This is a genomic window from Pasteurella multocida, assembly GCF_900187275.1.
GTDB classification, from domain to species: Bacteria; Pseudomonadota; Gammaproteobacteria; order Enterobacterales; family Pasteurellaceae; genus Pasteurella; species Pasteurella multocida.
In genome coordinates, this window is sequence record NZ_LT906458.1 from 1,549,982 (window position 1) to 1,570,957 (window position 20,976).

A 20,976-nucleotide genomic window follows, 5' to 3' on the forward strand; every position below is an offset into this window, starting at 1 on the left:
GCGACAAAAGGCGATTTCTAAGCTGCCTATACGGCAGTTAACAACTATAATAAAAAAGGCTGTTGCCATTGCTATTTCTAAGCTGCCTATACGGCAGTTAACATGACTTTTGGGGAGCTATCGGCATAGTGCTTTTTCTAAGCTGCCTATACGGCAGTTAACACGTGATGACGTGCTCATCTGCGCTGTGGCTTTTTCTAAGCTGCCTATACGGCAGTTAACGCTTACGGGGATTAACGTGAGCGCGGACACTTTTTCTAAGCTGCCTATACGGCAGTTAACCGTTTCTTCATTTCGCTTACGCTCCCGTTGATTTTCTAAGCTGCCTATACGGCAGTTAACTTTGATCCATCAAGAAGTGATCATGTGTTCATTTTCTAAGCTGCCTATACGGCAGTTAACGAATACGCGGGGACAGCTTACAACCTTGCAACTTTCTAAGCTGCCTATACGGCAGTTAACAAAGGCAATATGCGACAAATTCCAGAGATTTTTTTCTAAGCTGCCTATACGGCAGTTAACGCTCGCGGAAATCTACCCCGATTTAGACACATTTTCTAAGCTGCCTATACGGCAGTTAACCTCGGGATAATCATCCACTGCTCACCTGAAATTTTCTAAGCTGCCTATACGGCAGTTAACTACGCCATTATGACGACTGACTTCCGCGATAATTTCTAAGCTGCCTATACGGCAGTTAACTTGGTTATATTCTACACACAATAAACACTTTTTTTCTAAGCTGCCTATACGGCAGTTAACTAAAACAGTCTAATCGACATCCCTTTATTCAGCAAGTATGGCGCCTATCAAACTGTTAAAAACCCTTTTTCTAGACATAGAAATAACCCTTTGATCTTATTAGATAAATAATCTAGCCAGAAAAAAGGGTTAGCAATTTAGATGTGATTATTCTGCGTTAGCAGGAGGTGTATTGGATTTGCGACGTTTACCAATATTTTTCGTATCTTTATGACGTAGTTTCACTTTTTTCTTTTGCTCTTGTTTTTGCTTCTCTTCACGTTTTGCTTTAATGCGGGCTTTTTGTTTTTTACTGACCGTTTTAACTTCTCCCTCTTTCGGTGCTTTGGTGCGAGGAGCTAAACCTTCGATAATACGTGCTTTCAGTAATTCTTGGGTGTAACGTTTGATTTTACCCAACAATTTATAATCATGGGCTTCCACAAAAGACACCGCTACGCCTTTTTTACCTGCGCGTGCAGTACGTCCAATACGGTGCAAATAGGTATCTGCGCTGTATGGTAAGTCGAAGTTCATGACATGGCTGACATCTTCGATATCAATCCCACGTGCGGCGACATCAGTTGCTACCAAGACCGTCACAATACCATTTTTAAGTTTATCAATAGCGTTATTGCGTTGAGTTTGTGCCATTTCACCTTCTAAATAGGTGGAACGAATACCGCGTTTACGCAAAGTTTCGGACAGTTCACGCACATCTTCACGTCGACGCACAAAAACAATACCTCGGCTCACTTGTTCTTCATCAATAAAACGTGCCAATAATTTGATTTTGTGTTCATTGCTGTCAGCATGATAGTACCATTGCTGAATTTTTTTACGCTCACGACGACTTGGTTCAGCGTCAATTTGCACGGGGTCTGTTAATAAGCGACTGGCGAAATCCACCAGCAATTCGCCCTCTAATGTGGCGGAAAATAGCAAGGTTTGTTTACGCCAGCGAGTTTCGGCGGCAATTTTTTCGGCATCTTGTCCAAACCCCATTTGAAGCATACGATCCGCTTCATCAAAGATGAGAATTTCGACTGAACGACAGTCAAAGTTTTCTTCTTTAATGTATTGCAATAAACGTCCTGGGGTTGCCACTACGATATCTTGATTGCTGTTAAAAATTTCCCCGTGGTTTTGGTAAGCCACTCCACCGGTAATGGTCGCGATACTCAAGTTCGTGAATTCCGCAAAGCTTTCTGCCTGCTCTGCCACTTGCATAGCGAGTTCACGAGTTGGCGTTAAAATTAAAATACGTGGGGCACCCGGTTTGCGACGTGGGTAATCAAGTAAGTGCTGAATGGCTGGCAGTAAAAAGGCGGCTGTTTTACCGGTACCTGTTGGTGCAGAGCCTAGCACGTCACGTTGTTCCATAGCGGCGGGAATCGTTTCTTGCTGAATCGCTGTTGGACGAGTGTAGCCTTTTTTAGCGAGTGCTTTCAGTAAGGCAGGAGCGAGATCAAAATCTTGAAAAGTGGCTAATGTCATGAGTATGGGTTTCTATCATTGTAAAATTGTGGCAGATTATAGCGCACTTTGTCCGTGTTGCGAAATGAAGACGCTATTTGTACCAAAAGGCGGTCAATATTAAGGAAAAATATGTCAGCAAAACAAAACGGTTTTACCTTTAAACAATTTCATATTGAGCACCATCGTTGTGCGATGAAAGTAGGCACTGACGGGATTTTATTAGGTGCGTGGGCGGATGTCAGTCAAGCTGAACGGATTCTCGATTTGGGAACTGGCACAGGTTTAATCGCCTTGATGTTAGCACAACGTAGCACCAAAGAAAGCGAAATTCATGCCGTCGAATTAGATCAGGCTGCTTATTTACAAGCACAGGCAAATATTCACGCTTCGCCATGGGCACAGCGTGTGCATGTCTATCAACAAGATGCCGCCGAATTTTGCCGAAACGCTGTGAATAAGTTTGATTTAATTGTGGCAAATCCCCCTTATTTTCCACAGGGTGTGGACTGTGCTACGCCACAACGTGATCTCGCACGTTATACTGCCACGCATCGTCATGTTGATTGGCTAAATTGGGCATCTCATTGTCTTAGCGAGCAAGGCAAAATCAGCATGGTGTTGCCTTTTGAGGCGGGTGAAACGTTGTTAAAACAGACCGCACTTTATTGTATTGCCCGTTGTGAAGTGATCACTAAAAAAGGCAAAGCTCCACAACGTTTACTGCTCACATTTTCTTTGCAAGCCCAACCGTTGCAGCCAAGCCAATTGATTATTTATGATGAAAGCAATCGCTATCATCCGGATTTTATTGGCTTAACCAAAGATTTTTATTTAGCGTTTTAAGCACACAAAAAGGGAGCGAATATCGCTCCCATATCAATTGATAAAGTTTATTGTACTGACTGACGATGGGCTTTTTCCAATTTTGTCCAGTTGTAATAGCCATACAGTGAGTTGAGTAAATAAGCAGAATACATGGTCACCATCGCAAGCGATCCTTCTTTGGCCTGTGTCCACAACACAATGGAAATCACATTCAGTGCAATCCACAAAAGCCATTGTTCACGGTAACGCAAAATCATGAGAAGCTGTGCTACGACCACGATAACTGTGGTTAGCCCATCTAGCCCTGTTGAACTTCCGCCTGCGGCATTCAATGCTTGCACGAACAATAAAGTACCTATCGTGATAGTACCCAGTACGATTGCCCAGCCTTTTAAGGTTAAGGATTTGGCAATCACACTTTCTGCGCCTTCACTGCCTTTCTGTAAATTCTCACGCCATAAGAAATAACCAATAAATTGTGCGGGAATATACACATACAATACCGTATTCATCTCGCCGAGATAATTGGCTTGCCAAGCCACATAAAAGTAAGTGTAGGCAAAAATCAGCCCAAAGAAGTAGTTACTCACTTTTCCTTTACTGACAAACACCACACATAAAATGCCAGAAATACCTGAAATCATGCCCAAAATCGAATCTGGGTTTTGGATATAAATGACAATCTGCGCAATTAAAAACAGACTTAACCACGCCACTTCAAAAGGCTTCCAGCCTCCAAGAAATTCATTTTTTACGGCTTGTAAATTCATGCTGCTCTTCTCCTACAATGAAATTTAGGTTGATTTTTACATCGCTGATTACAAATGTCAATGATAAGCTACATTATCAATTATGAATCCATAATCAAGATATTTTTTGTTATATACAGATATAATACAAGGTTATTTTTTCTTCCCTCACATCCAAACAGAGATTTCGTTTTATTTTTGAGTGCAAGATCGCTAAAATAGCCGGCTATTTTTTAATGAAAGAACACGTCTTATATTTTTTATCAAGTCATCAAAACAAAGAGAATTATAACATTATGACATTTGCAGTCGGTCAACGTTGGATGAGTGAAAGTGAGAATAATCTCGGCTTAGGTTTAATTGTCGCCATAGATATGCGCACTGTCACCATTCTATTTCCTGCTTCTGAAGAGCAACGTATTTATGCTTTAAACTCTGCGCCTTTAACGCGCGTCTTATTTCAAATTGGCGATGAAATTGTGCATCATGAAGGCTGGAAAGGTAATGTCTTGGACATTCTTGAGAATAACGGTGTGGCGTTTTATTTACTCAAACGACAAGATAACGGCGAAGAAATCACGATTCAAGAAAGGGATATTGCTCATCAAATGACCTTTAGTAAGCCACAAGATCGCTTATTTACCACCCAAATTGACCGTAATGAACATTTCACCCTACGTTACCAAGCTCTGACTCACCAACAAGCCCAATTCCAATCGCCTTTACGTGGCTTACGCGGCATTCGTGCCGGCTTGATTCCACACCAGTTACATATTGCCAGAGAAGTAGGACAGCGTACCGCCCCTCGTGTGTTGCTCGCTGATGAAGTGGGATTAGGCAAAACCATTGAAGCAGGTATGATTTTACAGCAACAATTGTTTGCTGAAAAAGTGGAACGGGTTTTAATCATTGTGCCGGAAACCTTGCAACATCAATGGCTCGTGGAAATGCTACGCCGTTTTAACTTGCACTTTGCTTTATTTGATGAGGAACGCTGTGCCGATTTTGAAGATCCTGCTTCTGCTTTATGGATTAACCCATTTAGCACGGAATCACAGATTATTTGTGCCTTAGATTGGCTATGTGAAAAACCAAAACGTGTCGAACAGCTCCTCGAAGCGGGCTTTGATATGCTGATTGTGGATGAAGCTCACCACCTTGGCTGGTCAGAACATAACCCAAGTTTGGAATATCAATTAGTCGAACAGCTTGCACGTCAAATTCCCGCGGTGCTCTTGCTGACCGCCACGCCAGAACAGCTCGGACAAGAAAGTCATTTTGCCCGTTTAAGTTTGCTGGACCCCGATCGTTTCTATGATTATCAAGCCTTTGTACAAGAACAGCAACAGTACCAACCTGTTGCCGATGCGGTGCAAAGTTTATTGGCGGATAAACCCTTAAGTACGGTGGAAAAAAACCATATTGCTGATTTGTTATCCGAGCAAGATGTCGAACCAATGTTAAAAGTGATCGACTCACAAGCTCACGACGAACAAAAAGCCCTGGCGCGTCAAGAGCTTATCGACAACCTGATTGATCGCCATGGCACAAGCCGTGTGTTATTCCGCAATACCAGACAAGGGGTGAAAAGTTTCCCACATCGTACTTACAACCAAATTACCCTTGAGTTGCCAAAACAATACAATAATGCGGCGAATGTGTTAGCGATGTTAGGAGAAAAAAGCGAAAACGATTCTTTTTACCCGGAACAGATGTTCCAAAAACTCAATCCTGATGCTCGCTGGTGGGAATTTGATCCTCGTCTAGCATGGTTAATTACCTTCTTAAAAAATCACCGAGAAGAAAAAGTGTTGGTGATTTGCCGACATGCGAATACCGCCATTCAATTAGAACAAGCCTTGCGTGAAAAAGAAGCTATTCGTGCGGCGGTTTTCCATGAAAAACTCAGCATTGTGGAGCGTGATCGCGCAGCAGCCTATTTTGCTCAACAAGAAGACGGGGCACAGGTATTACTCAGCTCAAGCATTGGTTCGGAAGGGCGCAACTTCCAATTTGCGAGTCATTTAGTGCTGTTTAACTTGCCTGATGATCCGGATCTCTTAGAACAATGTATCGGTCGTTTGGATCGTATTGGTCAAAGTCGTGATATTCAAATTCATGTGCCTTGCTTTGCTGACACCGCCCAAGTGGTACTTGCGCGTTGGTATCATGAGGGCTTAAATGCCTTTGAAGAAACTTGCCCAATGGGTATGACCTTGTTTGAAACACATCAAACACAGCTCAATAAATTTTTACAAAAACCGACCGCACTTGAAGGCTTTGCAGAATTTGTTAGCCTCACACGCAAACAGCAACATGAACTAAAACAGGCTTTAGAAAAAGGACGTGATCGCTTATTAGAACTGAACTCCAACGGGGGCGAACAAGCGCAACAGTTGGCAACAGATATTGCTGAACAAGATAGTACGACAGAACTGGTGAACTTCACTTTAAATCTGTTTGATATTATTGGCGTTGATCAAGAAGATTTGGGCGAAAAATCCATTGTGATCACACCAGCAAGTAATATGCTTGTGCCCGATTTTCCGGGCTTAAAAGAAGAAGGCGCAACTGTCACCTTTGACCGTCAACTTTCACTGGCACGCGAAGATGTCGAGTTTATGAGCTGGGATCACCCACTCATTCGTCACGGTATTGATCTGATCACTTCAGGTGATATCGGCAAAAGTGCGGTCAGTTTATTAATTAATAAAGCCTTGCCAGCAGGGACGTTACTGTTGGAAATGATTTATGTGGTGGAAGCACAAGCACCGAAAGGCTTACAGCTTACCCGTTTCTTACCACCTACACCAATCCGTTTATTATTGGATCAAAAAGGCAATAACTTAGCGGAACAGGTGTCGTTCAATGCATTACAAAAACAGTTAAAGCCGATTGGCAAAAATATGGCAAATAAAGTGGTGAAAATGGTGCGTCCGAACATTGAGCAGTTAGTCAAACTCAGTGAGCAAAAAATCGTTGCACAAGCACAACAAATTATCCACAATACACAACAGCTTGCAGATCAGACATTAAGTGCAGAATTAAACCGTTTAACGGCGTTACAAGCAGTGAATAAAAACATTCGCCAAGATGAAGTCGATGCACTCGAAAACATTCGCAGCCAGTCCCTCGCCCAGCTACAACAAGCAACCTGGCGTTTAGACAGCTTGCGTGTGATTGTGAGTAACAAAGAATAAAACAGAGTAAAAACCTAGCGCACTTTTCAAGTAAAACGGCACAGGCACAATGCGTGTGCCAAGAACATTGAGCAAACAAAATGGCATTAATCAGTTACACCCCACCGACCGATCCTTACCTTGATATCGTGCATTACGATGATCATTTTGTGGTGATCAACAAACCGAGCGGCTTGCTCTCCGTGCCGGGTAACCAGCCCCAATATTACGACAGCGCCATGTCGCGCGTGAAAGAAAAGTACGGTTTCTGTGAACCCGCCCATCGTTTAGATATGTCCACTAGCGGTTTGATTTTGTTTGCCTTGAGCAAAGCGGCCGATCGGGAACTGAAACGCCAGTTTCGTGAACGTGAACCGAAAAAACATTATCAAGCATTGGTGTGGGGACATCTGGAGGAAGACCAAGGGGAAGTCAACTTGCCATTAATTTGTGACTGGGAAAACCGCCCTCGCCAAAAAATTTGCTTTGAGCGGGGTAAACCAGCGCTCACGTTATATGAGGTGCTAGCCCGCTATCCTAACAACACAACAAGAGTGAAACTCACACCAATTACAGGACGTTCTCACCAATTGAGATTGCATATGCTTGCCCTTGGACACCCAATCTTAGGTGATAAATTCTATGCCCCACCACAAGCCAAAGCCCTCTCGCCTCGCTTGTGTTTACACGCAGAACAGCTAGCATTTCGCCACCCAATTACGCAAGAATGGCTAAGCTTTAGTGCGCCACCTGCGTTTTAATTAAGTAAAACCGATTTTAAATGGTACAATCTACCATCAACGATGAATGAAAGAGAAAAGATTATGGCTCGTAAGAAGAAAACACGCCGCGTCAGCGATATTATGCCGGCTCGTAAAGTCGATAAAAAAGTCGAATTGCCAAAGGGAAAACCTGGTAAGAAATTAACACGCTATGAATTAGATGCCAAAGCGCGTGAAGACAAAAAGAAAAAGAAACGCAAAGGCTTAGCCTCTGGCTCTCGTCATAGTGCCACAGAAAACAATAATAAACATCAAGCGTTGGAGAAAAAAGATCCGCGTATTGGTAGCCGTAAAAAAGTGCCGTTAGTTGTGGAATTTGTGAATAAGCCAGAAAAAGGCATGACTATTCCACCGATGAAATTAGAGGAAAAACTGCCAAAACAAGATCCAATGCTAGAGTTGGAGTTACTCGAAAGTAACGAATGTTTAAACCAGCTGTTAGACGATTTGGAAGCGGGCAAAACCTTAAGTGCAGAAGATCAACAATTTGTCGATGACTGTTTAGATCGTATTGCAGAATTAATGGACGAGCTAGGCATTTCAGAAGATGACGATCCTGAAGAAGATCTCTTACGCACCTTTGAAAAAATCGATATTAACCAATTTAGATAAGTATGATGTGGACGAACATTTTATTGATTCTTGCCGTGCTGGTTATTGTGGCAATGGCGAGCTATGCGGGCTACTTATTATTGGCATTGCAAAAGCAGAAAAAAGCCATTGCCAATATGCGTACTGCCCGTAGTCAGCGCTTAACCGAAAGTATTGTGATTATTGCGAAAGCCATGCAAAATGGCGATTGTAATCATTCGGAAGGCGTCATTCGCTTAAAAATGTTGCTTGATCCCTTGGGTAAAAAGCTCAAAAATTATCAAGCCATGTATCAGCTGTATGAAGTGGTAATGGAAATGCCGACTCATGAAAAGCGTCGCGAGTTAAAGAAAAATGAACGTATGCGTTTAGACTTACAACGTGAAAGCGCCGAAGCGGAATTAGAGCAGAAAATTCGCTTAGAATTACAGCAATTATTAATTGATATGAAGTAAATGGAATCTTGTTGGGGGAAATCATGTCCGATATTGTTTGGGATTTGGCGCTTATTCAAAAATATAACCAGTCTGGTCCACGTTATACGTCCTATCCAACGGCGTTGGAATTTAATGAAAATTATACCAACCAAGATTTTATTCAGGCGACAAAACGCTATCCAAATCGTCCCCTTTCACTTTATGTCCATATCCCATTTTGCCATAAGCTGTGCTATTTCTGTGCCTGTAATAAAACCATTACTCGTCACCAACACAAAGCGGATATTTATCTCGACTTTTTAGAACGTGAAATAGAAAACCGTGCATCGCTATTTAAAAATCGTATCGCAACCCAAGTACATTGGGGCGGGGGGACGCCAACTTATTTAACAGAGCAACAGTCCGCACGTTTAATGGCGATGCTACGCAAACATTTTACCATTGCCCCTGATGCGGAAATCAGCATTGAAATGGATCCGCGTGAAATTGAACTCAATATGCTCGATCATTTACGTCGCATTGGTTTTAATCGCATGAGTATGGGTGTGCAAGATTTCAATAAAGACGTGCAAAAAGCCATTAACCGTGTACAAGATGAAGACTTTATTGAAGCGCTATTAAAACGTGCGCGTGAGTTGGGTTTCCAATCCACTAACCTCGATTTAATTTATGGTCTGCCACTTCAAAACGTCGATAGTTTTATGTTCACTTTGCAAAAAGTCATTGCATTAAACCCCGATCGTTTAAGTGTGTTCAATTACGCCCACTTACCAAGCCGTTTCGCTGGGCAAGCGAAGATTAAAAATGAACAATTGCCGGCACCAGAAACCAAATTAACCATTTTGCAAAAAATGATAGAAACCTTAGGTGATGCAGGTTACAAATTTATTGGCATGGATCATTTCGCCAAACCAGATGATGAACTGGCGATCGCCCAAAAACAAGGTGTATTGCACCGCAATTTCCAAGGCTACACTACACAAGAAGAATGTGATTTACTCGGCTTAGGTGTCTCGGCGATCAGCTTGTTAGGCGACACTTACGCACAAAATCAAAAAGAATTAAAACATTATTATACGGCGATTGATAACACCGGTATTGCACTGCACAAAGGTTTTGCCATGAGCGAAGAGGATTGCTTACGCCGTGATGTGATCAAACAATTAATCTGTAACTTCAAATTAGATTATCAACCGATTGAACAGCAATACGGCATTCAATTTACTTCGCACTTTGCCGAAGATTTAAAACTGCTTGCGCCATTATCTGAAGACGGTCTATTAACGATTGGAGAGAAAGATATTCAGGTATCGGCGAAGGGGCGTTTATTGATTCGCAATATTTGCCTTTGTTTTGATACTTATTCCAGAGAACAGGCGAAACGCCAACAGTTCTCCCGAATTATTTAAACAAACTTTTTGAAAAACCACCGCACTTTGGGAGAAAACCATGTCCATTTCAAAAACAGATATCCTAAATGCCTTTCATTTTCGTCACGCTTGCAAAGCCTATGATCCAAGTAAGAAAATCAGTGAAGAGGATTTCCGTTTTATTTTAGAAACAGGTCGCCTTTCGCCGAGCTCATTTGGTTTCGAACCTTGGAAGTTCTTAGTGATTGAAAACCCCGACATCAAAGCATTAATTCGTGATACGGCTTGGGGTGCGAAAGATAAAGTGATGGATTGCAGCCATTTTGTGGTGGTGTTAGTGCGCCAACCAGAGACCTTACTTGCTGATGGTGAATATGTGCAACATATGATGCGAGATATCCATCATATCCCTGAAGAAATGCGCAAAATCCGTCAAAATTTCTATCGTACGTTTAGCGAACAGGATTTTGCCTTAACTGAGAATCCAAAAGCCTTTTACGATTGGGCATGTCGCCAAAGCTATATTGCCCTGGCAAATATGCTGACCAGTGCAGCGATGATCGGCATCGACTCAACCCCAATTGAAGGTTTCCCATTGGAAAAAATGGATCATATTTTTGTGGAACAAGGGCTTTATGATCCGAAAACCTATAAACTGAGTGTGATGATCGCCTTTGGTTACCGTTTAAACGAGCCAAAAGCCAAAACACGCCAAGCCTTTGATGACGTGGTGGAGTGGGTAAGATAACTCCACCAATTTTGTCATCGGAAGACATAAAAATGGCGAATCCGCTTGACTTGAGAGAAGCCTGATTCGCCCATTTTTATGTGAGCTTGGTCACATTAAGCTGTCGAAAAAAGTTCCTTTAATAATGCCTTAGAAACAGGTACCAAGCCGAGTTCCAGACCAAAGGGTTTAAACACTTTATTAATCGTTTCTACACTATAATTACCCTTATCATTCTCAATATTCGATAGGGTCTGGCGTGATACCTTTACTAACTGAATATAGTGTTGTTGATTAATACCGAACATTTCAATACGCAATTTACGCAATGCTTCACCTTGGCTCAATTCCCCCATTAGCATCGCTTGAATGATTTCATTACGTACTTTCTTACGATCAATTTCCGCAACACTTGCCCCTTTGGTAGAGGCATTTCTTCGAGTGATTTGCATCCTAAATAAGCCCCCATTTTTTTAATTTTTCAGGTAAATAATCAAAACCAATCGCAGGGAAATCTAAAATAGATTGAGGTAGATTACGTTGTACTAATCGGGATTTTAAATCCACTAAACTGCCAGCTAACCGGCGTAACTCTTGCATTAATAACGTTGGTTCAACTAAATCAGCTAATACTTCTGCGATGCGCTCAAAGTGATACTCGCCAGCAAATTCCTGTGGATACTCCCCTTTAGTTTGCCAAGTAGTCGTACGAATAATGCCTTCTGGATCAGCACGCATCGGCGCAAAATCATAAATTGGGGCGAGCCAAATACGTTGTTCATCACGTAAAAACGCCATATTACGACCATGATTGTCGCTATTGCCAAAGGCAATATTTAACAAATCTCGCTTTACCCATTCAATCACGAAGTCTGTTTGTGCAAACTGCAAACGAGCCGTCGAGATTCTCTCAATTAACTGGCGAAGTGTCGTTTCATGATCAAGTACACCACCTTGTTTCTGTAATAGCGAATACACTGATTCAAAAGCAAGACGATGTGTTTTTCCTTCTCGTTGCACAATATCAAAACGAGGCAACCATAGGGAAGGATAACGTTTTCCTTCTTCTAACCTCATTCTAGTCGTATCTATTGTGTCAAAACCCAGTTGAGCAAGTTCCTGATAATAATGATATTCTGCACGTAAAATATCACAATCAATGGGTGAGTAATTGCCACGTGGGTACTTCACTAAATAACTCACATCCTGATCCTGCCCTTGCTGTTGGTTATCAATCCAAACTTGATTCTCTCGCCGTTTAAGAAGCAATTTTGGTGCTTCGCCGCCAGCCCCTGTCGCACCTCCTACCATCGCACCACTTTGGTTCACATACTCTAAAAAATCACTCTGTCTATCTTTCGCCTTGTCTAGATCAAATAAGCGAACTTCAACTTGTTCTGGCACAGCATCTTTGATACGTAAATTGCCAATTGGGGAAATCGCAGCATGTTTCAGTAAAAGAAACTGTTGTTTTTCCTCTGATTCTTGTTTAATGTCTAACGCTTCTAACCAATAACGACGACTTGCTCCCGCAGGCGCGATATCACTGAGCCAGCTCCACAGCGACGTCGTGTCATCAATGAAAACATTCACTGGATAATTAAGCGACACAGCATGTTCACCCGTTTTTCCATAGTGCTGAACCACGTAATCTGTTAAGTATTCGAAATTACACAGTTGATAGGTTTCTGAATCAAAATACAAGAAAGCTAAATCGCACCAAGCTTGTTCAAGATAAATTTGCAGTGTAAGTTTTTCCATTCTTTGATTGATATAAGTGACAAAACAGACTAAAAGAAGCGATATATGTATGATATAGCAATCAATCTATCTTTCCAATAAAAAATTCACTTAGTAGCAAAAGATCCTGTTAAATGCGCCTGTGAGTTTTCCTCACAACCTCGCTTAGGCGTGGCACTTCTTATTCACTCACCTTTTGCTGATTTTTCCGATTACTTCTATAATACACAACATATCAGCTGAAAAAGGAGGCAACTATGTATTATATCGGGGTCATGTCAGGCACCAGTTTAGACGGAGTGGATCTGGCATTAATGGACTTTTCCTGTACGCAACCACAACTTATCCATTCGGATTTTTACCCAATGCCACCCGCAATACGGCAACAGATTTCAGCATTATGTAACTCCGGCGCAACCACTTTACAAGCCTTAGGTGAGTTAGATCACCAACTGGGTTTACTCTATACCGAGTGCATTCAGCAATTCTTACAAAAATATCAGCTTTCCCCAGAACAGATCACGGCGATTGGTTGCCACGGACAAACTGTTTGGCATTCCCCAAACAGCCACTATCCATTTACTATGCAAATTGGCGATGCTAACCTGATCGCAGCGAAAACGGGCATTACCACTGTGGCGGATTTTCGCCGTAAAGATATGGCATTTGGTGGACAAGGTGCGCCACTGGTGCCGGCTTTTCATCAAGCCTTATTTCGGAAACCGAATCAAGCGACCGTAGTGTTAAATGTCGGTGGTATCAGCAATATTTCTCGCTTACTACCAAATGAAGAGGTCATTGGCTATGACACAGGTCCGGGCAATACGTTGCTCGACGCGTGGATCGAAAAACATCAAGGCAAAGCCTATGATAAAAATGCAGAATGGGCGAAATCAGGTAAAGTGAATATGGACTTACTTGCTGATTTACTCGATGAACCGTTCTTCGCCCTTCCCGCACCAAAAAGCACAGGGCGCGAATTATTCAATCTGGCTTGGCTAAACAAAAAATTGCAAAAACACACCGCACTTTCGCCACAAGATGTCCAAGCAACCTTAGTAGAACTCACTGCACAAAGTATTGTGGATCAGCTTAACCAAATTGAAACGGAATTAGATCGCCATTTACTAGTGTGTGGAGGCGGGGTGAAAAATTGTCTCTTAATGGCACGCCTCACCACCTTATTGCCACAATGGCAAGTGCAAACCACCAATGACTACGGCTTAGATGCCGATTATGTGGAAGCGGCGGCTTTTGCGTGGCTTGCCTATCAACGCCTCAATGACCTCCCGGGCAATTTACCGAGCGTAACAGGGGCAAAAAGTGCGGTCAGTTTAGGGGCAATTTATCCGAAGGAAAAGGATGTGGCAGCATAAAATCAAGCCTCGTTACCACTTCAATGATAGAAAAGCGGGCTGAATACCCGCTTTTATTGTATAGATCAAACCAACTTCTTCAACTGATACAAATACGCTAGCGCTTGTTTTGGGCTGAGTTCGTCAGGATCGAGTTTTTCTAACATTTCCCAAACGGCTGTTTTGCTGTCATCTTCTTCCATTAACGCCAATTCACCTTGTGTTTGATTGAGCTGGCGCAAATCTTGGATACGTTGATCGGCATTTTGTTGTGACAGTTTTTCTAATTGCGCTAATTTTTGTTTCGCCAGTTTAATCACCGATTGTGGCACGCCCGCCAATGCCGCCACGGCTAAACCGTAACTTTTGCTGGCGGCGCCCTCTTGCACTGCGTGCATAAAAGCAATGGTGTCATTATGCTCGATGGCATCTAAATGCACGTTGGCACTACCCGCCAGTTGTTCAGGTAACACCGTCAGCTCAAAATAATGAGTGGCAAATAAAGTAAGTGAGCGTAATTTTTTCGCCAACCATTCCGCACAAGCCCACGCTAAAGAAAGCCCATCATAAGTCGATGTTCCCCGTCCAATTTCATCAATTAACACCAAACTGTTTGCCGTGGCTTGATGCAAAATATTTGCCATTTCGGTCATCTCCACCATAAAGGTCGAACGCCCTGACGCCAAATCGTCTGACGCACCAATACGGGTGAAAATACGATCAATCGGACCAATCACCGCACTTTCCGCAGGCACAAAACTGCCCATATACGCCATTAATGTAATCAAGGCAGTTTGGCGCATATAGGTACTTTTCCCGCCCATATTCGGTCCTGTGATAATCAATAAATGACGTTGCGGGTGAAGCTCAACCGGGTTGGCAATAAACGGCGCATTGAGCACCTGTTCCACCACAGGATGACGACCTTGCTGAATATGCACCCCGATATCATCGCTAAATTGCGGTGCCACATAATTGAGGGTTTCTGCTCGTTCGGCTAAATTGGTGAGCACGTCCAGTTCCGCTAAAGTTAAACTGGCAAGTTGTAACGCCCCTAAATGTGGCAATAACTCATCAAATAATTGTTCGTAAAGCTGTTTTTCTAACGCTAATGCAGCGCCTTTGGCTTTCAGCACTTTATCTTCGTACGTTTTCAGCTCTGGAATAATATAACGTTCTGCATTTTTCAGGGTTTGGCGGCGCACATAGTGCATCGGTGCCTTATGGGCTTGCCCTTGGCTAATTTGAATATAGTAGCCATGCACCGCATTAAAGCCGATTTTTAACGTATCAATCCCGGTACTTTCTCGCTCACGCTGTTCGAGATCTTCTAAATAACGCGTTGCACCATCCGACAAACTGCGCCATTCATCTAACTCCGCATTGTAGCCTTCAGCAATCACGCCACCATCACGAATTAACATTGGGGGATTATCAATGATAGCACGCTGTAATAAATCTAACTGCGCTGAAAATTCACCGATTGGCTGCAAAAGTGCGGTCAAATCTGACGAAGTTTGTTGTGCCAGAATATCGCGCAAATACGGAATTTGTTCCAGGGCAGTACGCAAACGAGTTAAATCACGGGGACGTGCCGAGCGCAAAGCGACACGGGCTAAAATCCGTTCCATATCGCCGATTTGCTGTAAATAAGGCTGAATCGCTGCTACCAAATCCTGTTGCAAAAGGGCAGTAATCCGATTTTGGCGCACCATGAGTTTTTCATGCTGACGAATGGGCTGATGCATCCAACGTTTCAATAAACGGCTTCCCATTGGGGTGACACATTTATCGAGCACCGAGGCGAGGGTATTTTCGCTGCCACCGGCAAGATTTTGGGTTAACTCTAAATTACGGCGCGTGGCGGCATCTAATTGTATATGTTCTGAATGTTGTAATAAGGTTAGGCTTTGAATATGCGGTAATGCCGTACGTTGAGTATCTTTGGCATATTGTAACAAACAGCCTGCCGCACAGAGTCCCAAAATGGCTTTTTCCACCCCAAAACCACGCAGATCTTTGGTGTGAAACTGACGATTGAGTAATTGAATTGCCGTACCGAGTTCAAATTCCCAAATAGGACGCCGGCGTAACCCTTTAAACGGCTCAAGCAATGCCATGTCCACAAAGTCTTCACAATACAATAACTCTACAGGCGAAATGCGCTGTAACTCCGCTTGTAAGCTCGCGCGATCCTCGGGCTCACTGATTTGAAAACGCCCCGAGGTGATGTCTAACACTGCCAAACCAAAGCGATCTTTTTCTTGGTAAACCGTGGCGATCAAGTTGTCTTGCCGTTCAGGTAAGAGGCTTTCATCGCTCACGGTACCGGGGGTGACAATCCGCACGACTTGGCGCTCAACGGGACCTTTTGAAGTCGCCGGATCACCCACTTGCTCACAAATCGCCACCGACTCCCCTAATTGCACCAATTTGGCTAAATAACCTTCTACTGCATGATAAGGCACGCCCGCCATTGGGATAGGTTGCCCAGCGGACTGTCCACGTTTAGTCAAGGAAATATCTAGCAACGCCGCCGCTTTCTTGGCATCGTCATAAAAAAGCTCATAAAAATCACCCATCCGATAAAACAACAAAATATCGGGATTTTCGGCTTTGAGCGCCAAATATTGGCGCATCATGGGCGTGTGCAAGTCTAAATTATCCATGTCTTATCTCTAAAAAATCATCAGAAAGTGCGCTCTATTTTCGCATAAAATCACAAGACAAAATACCGCTTTCTGCTCGCAAAAAAATCAGGCGACCGCCTGATCGCCTGAAGAATAGGAATGGAAAAGCGCTATTCGCAAATTTCTTCCGTTTGGACCGACTTCACTGCTTGGTTAATGAGTTCGGTGAGTTGTAATTCACTTTTCACCTCACTATTAAAGATCTGTCCCCCGCTGAGCGAGGCTAAACAGTCTGTGGCATTCCATGGTGAATTAATACTGACAATATTCACTTTCAATTTCGGTCTGCGTTGGATTTCTTGTTGAATCAGCTGACAAGGATCACGGAAAGTACAATCGCCATTACCTTCCGTAATCAATAGGATCAAGGCATCGCGTTCAATTCCATCCACCATTGTTAGGGCTTTTTCCAATCCTTCATAAATTGGGGTGCCCGGTACTTGATTCTCACGCACTTTCATTTGATTGATTTTTTGTTTCAAAGACTCCCGTTGTTGCGCAGAAAATACTCCGTGTGCAACAGCGGCAGAAGCCTTTGTTTTTTTAGTCAAACAACTTTTCAGTTCCACTAAACCGATATCAATATGCGGGTCAATCGACGCTAAGATGTTATTGACCGCGACTTTCGATGCGGTCGATCTATTCGGCTTACGATACATATAATCAATCTCTTTACGCGGGACAGCTTCACGCTCTAAGCGTCGATCAAAATCATCAATTTTTTTAATGCCTTCTTTAATGGTATAACGCATCCCAGAAGCATTATTAAAGATAATCACCATTTGTGGCGCTTGCGCGGGAATAATTTTCTGGCGACACACTTTTTCAGGTGCTGCCTCAATTTTAGGTGCCTCAACTTTAGGTGGCTCAACTTTAGGTGGCTCAACTTTAGGTGGCTCAACTTTAGGAGGTTCCACTTTTGGTAATTCGACAGGTGGCGCTTCTTTGATCGGCTGCGTTTCCGGTGGCGGTTCTGGTTTTGGCTGCGTTTTTACCGTTTCGACTACTGGTGTCCGCCAAAAGAACCACCAAAGTAATACACCTAACAGAAATAGCAATAATGGCAGTAACCACCAGTACCACCGCGTTGGTTTGGACGGTGCAGGGGCGACAGGCATAGGTTCAGGTTTCCGCTCACCAAGTCCCCAACCTGTGATAACCGGTGTCTTATTGACCATATACACTTGTATCGTATTGTGTTCAGCCCCTTCGACAAACTGCGTTAACAAGGTACACTGTTCGGGAGTCAGCTGCCCCTTTGCCGTTAAATCTTGATTCAAATGACGAATCACCTTTAAACATTGCTGAATAAAGGGCTGAACTTGCGCTAATTGTTGCTGATCAGCTTGACTACTGCCCAGTAAATGAGGCTGTCCTTGCAACTCGGTGTACCATTCCACCCTTGTTGCGTCGGCGTTGATGTCTGGTCGTGCAAACAAATCCACTGTGCTTGGGGGTAAATGGCGACGTAATATACGCTCAATTTCATCATAACGAGAAAGTAAATTAATCCCGTCCTGATGAGTATTCTGAAGAGTAAAAAAGGCTAAACGTTGCATACTTTCCTCTGATTACTTACACACTTCCACTTCTGTAATCGGTTTTACCGCTTGATTAATCATATTCACTAATTGTTTTTGACTATTGGCAGTAAACACTTTTCCCTTCGTGGCTTTTGCCACACAGTTTGCCGCTTTGGCCCCCCCAATATCCACCACATTGATTTTTAGACGGGGCTGCCGTTTGGCAATTTGTTGCGCTAATGCACAAACATCGCCCGTTTCGCACGAATCTTCACCATCGCTAATCAGTAAAATAAATCCATCGCGCTTCTTACCATCCACCATTGCAGCGGCTTGTTTTAGTCCGCTATATAATGGGGTACCGCCACTGTTTTCATCGCTATCTGGTGCCGGCTGCATCGCATTAATTTTGGCACGTAGCTGTTTGCGCTTCGCGGGTGAATAATAACCATGATTATTCGCTGTCGGACAACCTTTCAATTCCACCAGTCCAATGTCGACGGTTTTCGCAATGCTATTAATAATACTGGCAGAAGACTGCTTCGCCACTTCTAACCGATTCGGTGAGCGACGGATATGGGCAGTTTCTTCTGCGGAGGTTAAATAACGAACCCAACGATACTCAAAATCGGCGAGCGTTTGTTTACTTTCAAGCAAGGAATACAACATGGAGCGTGAATTATCAAACACAATCACCATTTGTGGATTCTCGCCTGGTTTTGTTGAGATAGAACAGACTTTTTCCGGTGGCGCTGGCGTTTTCTCCGTCACCTTAGGCGGGTCATCCACTTTTTCTGGTGCAACCGGCTCAGGCTTCGGTGGCGGCACAACCTCCAAGGGTTTCGTCTCCTCCACTTTAGGTTCGTTAGGTTTCACCACTTCAACTGGCTCAGGGACTTTAGGTTGTGTCAGCACGGGTGGCGAATTCACTGCCTCAGGCGTTTTTGCTGGTTGCTTAGTATTCAGCCACCACCAAAGCAATAAGCCCAATAACAATAAAAGAAACAAGAAAGGCCATAGCCAACGAGAACGACTTGCCGGATTGATTGGTGCCACAGGCGGGGAGGCTGGTGGCATCACTTTCTGACCCATGCCCCATCCGGTTATCACGGGTTCATTATTGATCACATAGATTTGCTTTGTGTCATGACTTGCGCCCTCGACCAATAACCTCAGTCGCTCAGATTGTGTGGGACTGATCAGCCCTTTTTTTAACAGATCTGCATTTAACTGCTCAATGGCTGTCAGTCGTTGGGTAATCCGTGTCAGCACGCTATCGCGTTGTTGCTTTTCAACCTGATTCGCATGAAATAAATCGGCTTGTCCTTCTAATTCACTATACCATTCGATGATCTTGCCATCGGATTGCACTTCAGGACGAGCAAATAACGTAGCAGTACTCGGCGGCAAATAGCGCACGATAATCTGCATCAGTTCATCATAATGCGATAGTAGCGCGACTGCGGCTTGATTCTCTTGCTGAAGGGGAACTCGAGCTAAACGTTGCATATTTCTTTCCAATAAACATGATAAAAAATAGGCAGCCCTGTGACTGCCTATTTAAAAGGTGTTAAATACCACTTGCCGCCTGTAATGCTTCAAGCTTACGCTTCAATGCTTTAATTTCAGCCTGTTTGGCTTCTTCACTCGCGGCAGAACCATTCACTTGCTTTAATTGCTGCTCGACTTTTCTCACTTCAGCAAGGACATCCTCTTTGCCTTTGGCTTTTTGCTTCAATTGCGCTGCATAATCGGTGACCGATTTATTCAATGTAGCAAGTTCAGCTTTCTTCTTCGCTAAAGCGCGCTCAGTGGCTTTGGCTTTTTTCTGTGTGTCTGCATAAGTTTTATTCAAGGCAGTTTGCTTGTCTTTTTCACTTTGCAACGTCCGTTCTTTTTCTTTGACACGATGATCATAACTGCCTGATGTCGTACATGCCATTTTATTCCATACACTCGACTCAACACTTGGGTCGCACTGTTCTGGCGTAACGGAACACGCTGTTAATACCGTCAAGCTCGCCACCAATAATGATAATTTTAATCCTTTCATAGTTTATCCTATTTGAATTGCAGAACGCTGTTTAGACGAAGCATCGACTAAACGCTCATAAGTCGCGATTTGTTTATTAAGACTTGCAATTTCGGCTTCAAATCGACTGACATTCAAGCCACTGGATTTTTCTTTACTCGCCACCTCGCGCAATGTTTGTGCACGTTTTTTCATGGAGGCTAAATTGTTTTGTGCCGCTTTAATATCCGCATCAATTTGTGCAAGTTGTTTTTTCGCATCTGCTTGCTGAATCGCACCCGATTTTAATTGCTTGTTTAAATTCACGAGTGTTTTATTGTTTCTATCTAGCTGCGTTTTCGCTTTTGCAGTGGCTTTTCTCACCATGTCCGAATTTTTACGCGTTTCAGCAATATAGGCATTCAAACGATCTTCTTTTTTAGCGTAGGCTTTGCGCTGTTTTTCCAGATAATAGTTCGTTCCCATTAATGCCCCACAGCCCGCTGCCGCACCTGCAACACCGACCGCTGCCGCCGTGCCTGCATCTTTACCCGATAACAGTGCAACACCTGCACCTAATACCGCACCACCTGCGGCCCCCCATGCACAAGCATTCCAACCTGAATCACTAAAGAACTCGGCTTCTTCGCCAGTAGAGAGGCTACTTTGCGAGCCAAAATAACTGCCCCCGGTATTTTGACAACCGGCGAGCACTACGGCAGTTGAAAGCGTGAGTACACCTAAAATAGATTTACGTGATTGTTTCATTTTCATCAT

Annotated in this window: 17 protein-coding genes and 1 CRISPR repeat array (1 of these 18 running past the window's edge); of the genes, 8 read left to right on the top strand and 9 right to left on the bottom strand. The window is 43.4% G+C overall.

What is annotated here, in order from left to right:
- A CRISPR array of direct repeats spans positions 1–762; the repeat unit is 28 nt; unit sequence TTTCTAAGCTGCCTATACGGCAGTTAAC (it extends 286 nt beyond the left edge of the window).
- 147 nt (positions 763–909) lie between these two features.
- A complete protein-coding gene (srmB, locus tag CKV69_RS07130; protein WP_005758057.1) occupies positions 910–2,238 on the bottom strand; it encodes an ATP-dependent RNA helicase SrmB in 1,329 nt (442 codons plus the stop codon).
- Between the two features lie 111 nt (positions 2,239–2,349).
- On the opposite strand from srmB, the gene CKV69_RS07135 reads away from it, so the two are divergent.
- The gene (locus CKV69_RS07135; protein ID WP_014326415.1) at positions 2,350–3,063 is read left to right on the top strand and encodes a tRNA1(Val) (adenine(37)-N6)-methyltransferase; all 714 of its coding nucleotides are present in this window, start codon (positions 2,350–2,352) and stop codon (positions 3,061–3,063) included.
- A gap of 47 nt (positions 3,064–3,110) precedes the next feature.
- Here the strand turns inward: CKV69_RS07135 and pnuC are convergent, their stop codons facing one another.
- Positions 3,111–3,815 (bottom strand): nicotinamide riboside transporter PnuC, encoded by a 705-nt coding sequence (gene pnuC, locus CKV69_RS07140; protein ID WP_005724867.1) that lies wholly within the window; start codon positions 3,813–3,815, stop codon positions 3,111–3,113.
- A gap of 275 nt (positions 3,816–4,090) precedes the next feature.
- Here pnuC and rapA point away from each other — a divergent pair, with 275 nt between their 5' ends.
- The 6 genes from rapA (at position 4,091) to CKV69_RS07170 (ending at position 10,901) form a co-directional block, all read left to right on the top strand.
- On the top strand, positions 4,091–6,994 hold the full coding sequence (gene rapA, locus CKV69_RS07145; RefSeq protein ID WP_014326416.1) for an RNA polymerase-associated protein RapA: 2,904 nt from the start codon (positions 4,091–4,093) through the stop codon (positions 6,992–6,994).
- 80 nt (positions 6,995–7,074) lie between these two features.
- Positions 7,075–7,734, top strand: coding sequence for a bifunctional tRNA pseudouridine(32) synthase/23S rRNA pseudouridine(746) synthase RluA (rluA, locus tag CKV69_RS07150; RefSeq protein WP_005724855.1), 660 nt, complete (start codon positions 7,075–7,077; stop codon positions 7,732–7,734).
- Between the two features lie 63 nt (positions 7,735–7,797).
- Positions 7,798–8,367, top strand: a complete 570-nt coding sequence (gene yihI / locus CKV69_RS07155) for a Der GTPase-activating protein YihI (RefSeq protein ID WP_014326417.1) — start codon at positions 7,798–7,800, stop codon at positions 8,365–8,367.
- 5 nt (positions 8,368–8,372) lie between these two features.
- Complete coding sequence (locus tag CKV69_RS07160) at positions 8,373–8,801, top strand: DUF2489 domain-containing protein (protein WP_005719208.1); 429 nt, start codon at positions 8,373–8,375, stop codon at positions 8,799–8,801.
- A 23-nt stretch (positions 8,802–8,824) separates the two neighbouring features.
- Positions 8,825–10,192 carry an oxygen-independent coproporphyrinogen III oxidase gene (gene hemN, locus CKV69_RS07165; RefSeq protein ID WP_016504414.1) on the top strand — a complete coding sequence of 456 codons (1,368 nt, stop codon included), beginning with the start codon at positions 8,825–8,827 and terminating at the stop codon, positions 10,190–10,192.
- A 40-nt stretch (positions 10,193–10,232) separates the two neighbouring features.
- Complete coding sequence (locus CKV69_RS07170) at positions 10,233–10,901, top strand: NAD(P)H-dependent oxidoreductase (protein ID WP_014326419.1); 669 nt, start codon at positions 10,233–10,235, stop codon at positions 10,899–10,901.
- A gap of 95 nt (positions 10,902–10,996) precedes the next feature.
- On the opposite strand, the gene CKV69_RS07175 is transcribed toward CKV69_RS07170, so the two are convergent.
- Together CKV69_RS07175 and CKV69_RS07180 are read right to left on the bottom strand one after the other, a co-directional pair.
- On the bottom strand, positions 10,997–11,332 hold the full coding sequence (locus CKV69_RS07175; protein WP_005752888.1) for a helix-turn-helix transcriptional regulator: 336 nt from the start codon (positions 11,330–11,332) through the stop codon (positions 10,997–10,999).
- 1 nt (position 11,333) lies between these two features.
- Entirely contained in the window at positions 11,334–12,641 is a 1,308-nt protein-coding gene (locus tag CKV69_RS07180) for a type II toxin-antitoxin system HipA family toxin (protein ID WP_005752891.1), read from the bottom strand.
- 218 nt (positions 12,642–12,859) lie between these two features.
- Between CKV69_RS07180 and CKV69_RS07185 the strand changes: the two genes are divergently transcribed.
- On the top strand, positions 12,860–13,996 hold the full coding sequence (locus CKV69_RS07185; protein WP_075266242.1) for an anhydro-N-acetylmuramic acid kinase: 1,137 nt from the start codon (positions 12,860–12,862) through the stop codon (positions 13,994–13,996).
- 65 nt (positions 13,997–14,061) lie between these two features.
- On the opposite strand, the gene mutS is transcribed toward CKV69_RS07185, so the two are convergent.
- The 5 genes from mutS to CKV69_RS07210 all read right to left on the bottom strand — a co-directional run bounded on the left by mutS (position 14,062) and on the right by CKV69_RS07210 (position 20,976).
- Positions 14,062–16,644 carry a DNA mismatch repair protein MutS gene (gene mutS, locus CKV69_RS07190; RefSeq protein ID WP_014326421.1) on the bottom strand — a complete coding sequence of 861 codons (2,583 nt, stop codon included), beginning with the start codon at positions 16,642–16,644 and terminating at the stop codon, positions 14,062–14,064.
- A 131-nt stretch (positions 16,645–16,775) separates the two neighbouring features.
- Complete coding sequence (locus CKV69_RS07195; RefSeq protein ID WP_016570048.1) at positions 16,776–18,224, bottom strand: hypothetical protein; 1,449 nt, start codon at positions 18,222–18,224, stop codon at positions 16,776–16,778.
- A 12-nt stretch (positions 18,225–18,236) separates the two neighbouring features.
- Positions 18,237–19,697, bottom strand: coding sequence for a vWA domain-containing protein (locus CKV69_RS07200; protein ID WP_014326423.1), 1,461 nt, complete (start codon positions 19,695–19,697; stop codon positions 18,237–18,239).
- A 61-nt stretch (positions 19,698–19,758) separates the two neighbouring features.
- Positions 19,759–20,241, bottom strand: a complete 483-nt coding sequence (locus tag CKV69_RS07205; RefSeq protein ID WP_005736678.1) for a hypothetical protein — start codon at positions 20,239–20,241, stop codon at positions 19,759–19,761.
- 3 nt (positions 20,242–20,244) lie between these two features.
- Complete coding sequence (locus CKV69_RS07210) at positions 20,245–20,976, bottom strand: coiled-coil domain-containing protein (RefSeq protein ID WP_005752308.1); 732 nt, start codon at positions 20,974–20,976, stop codon at positions 20,245–20,247.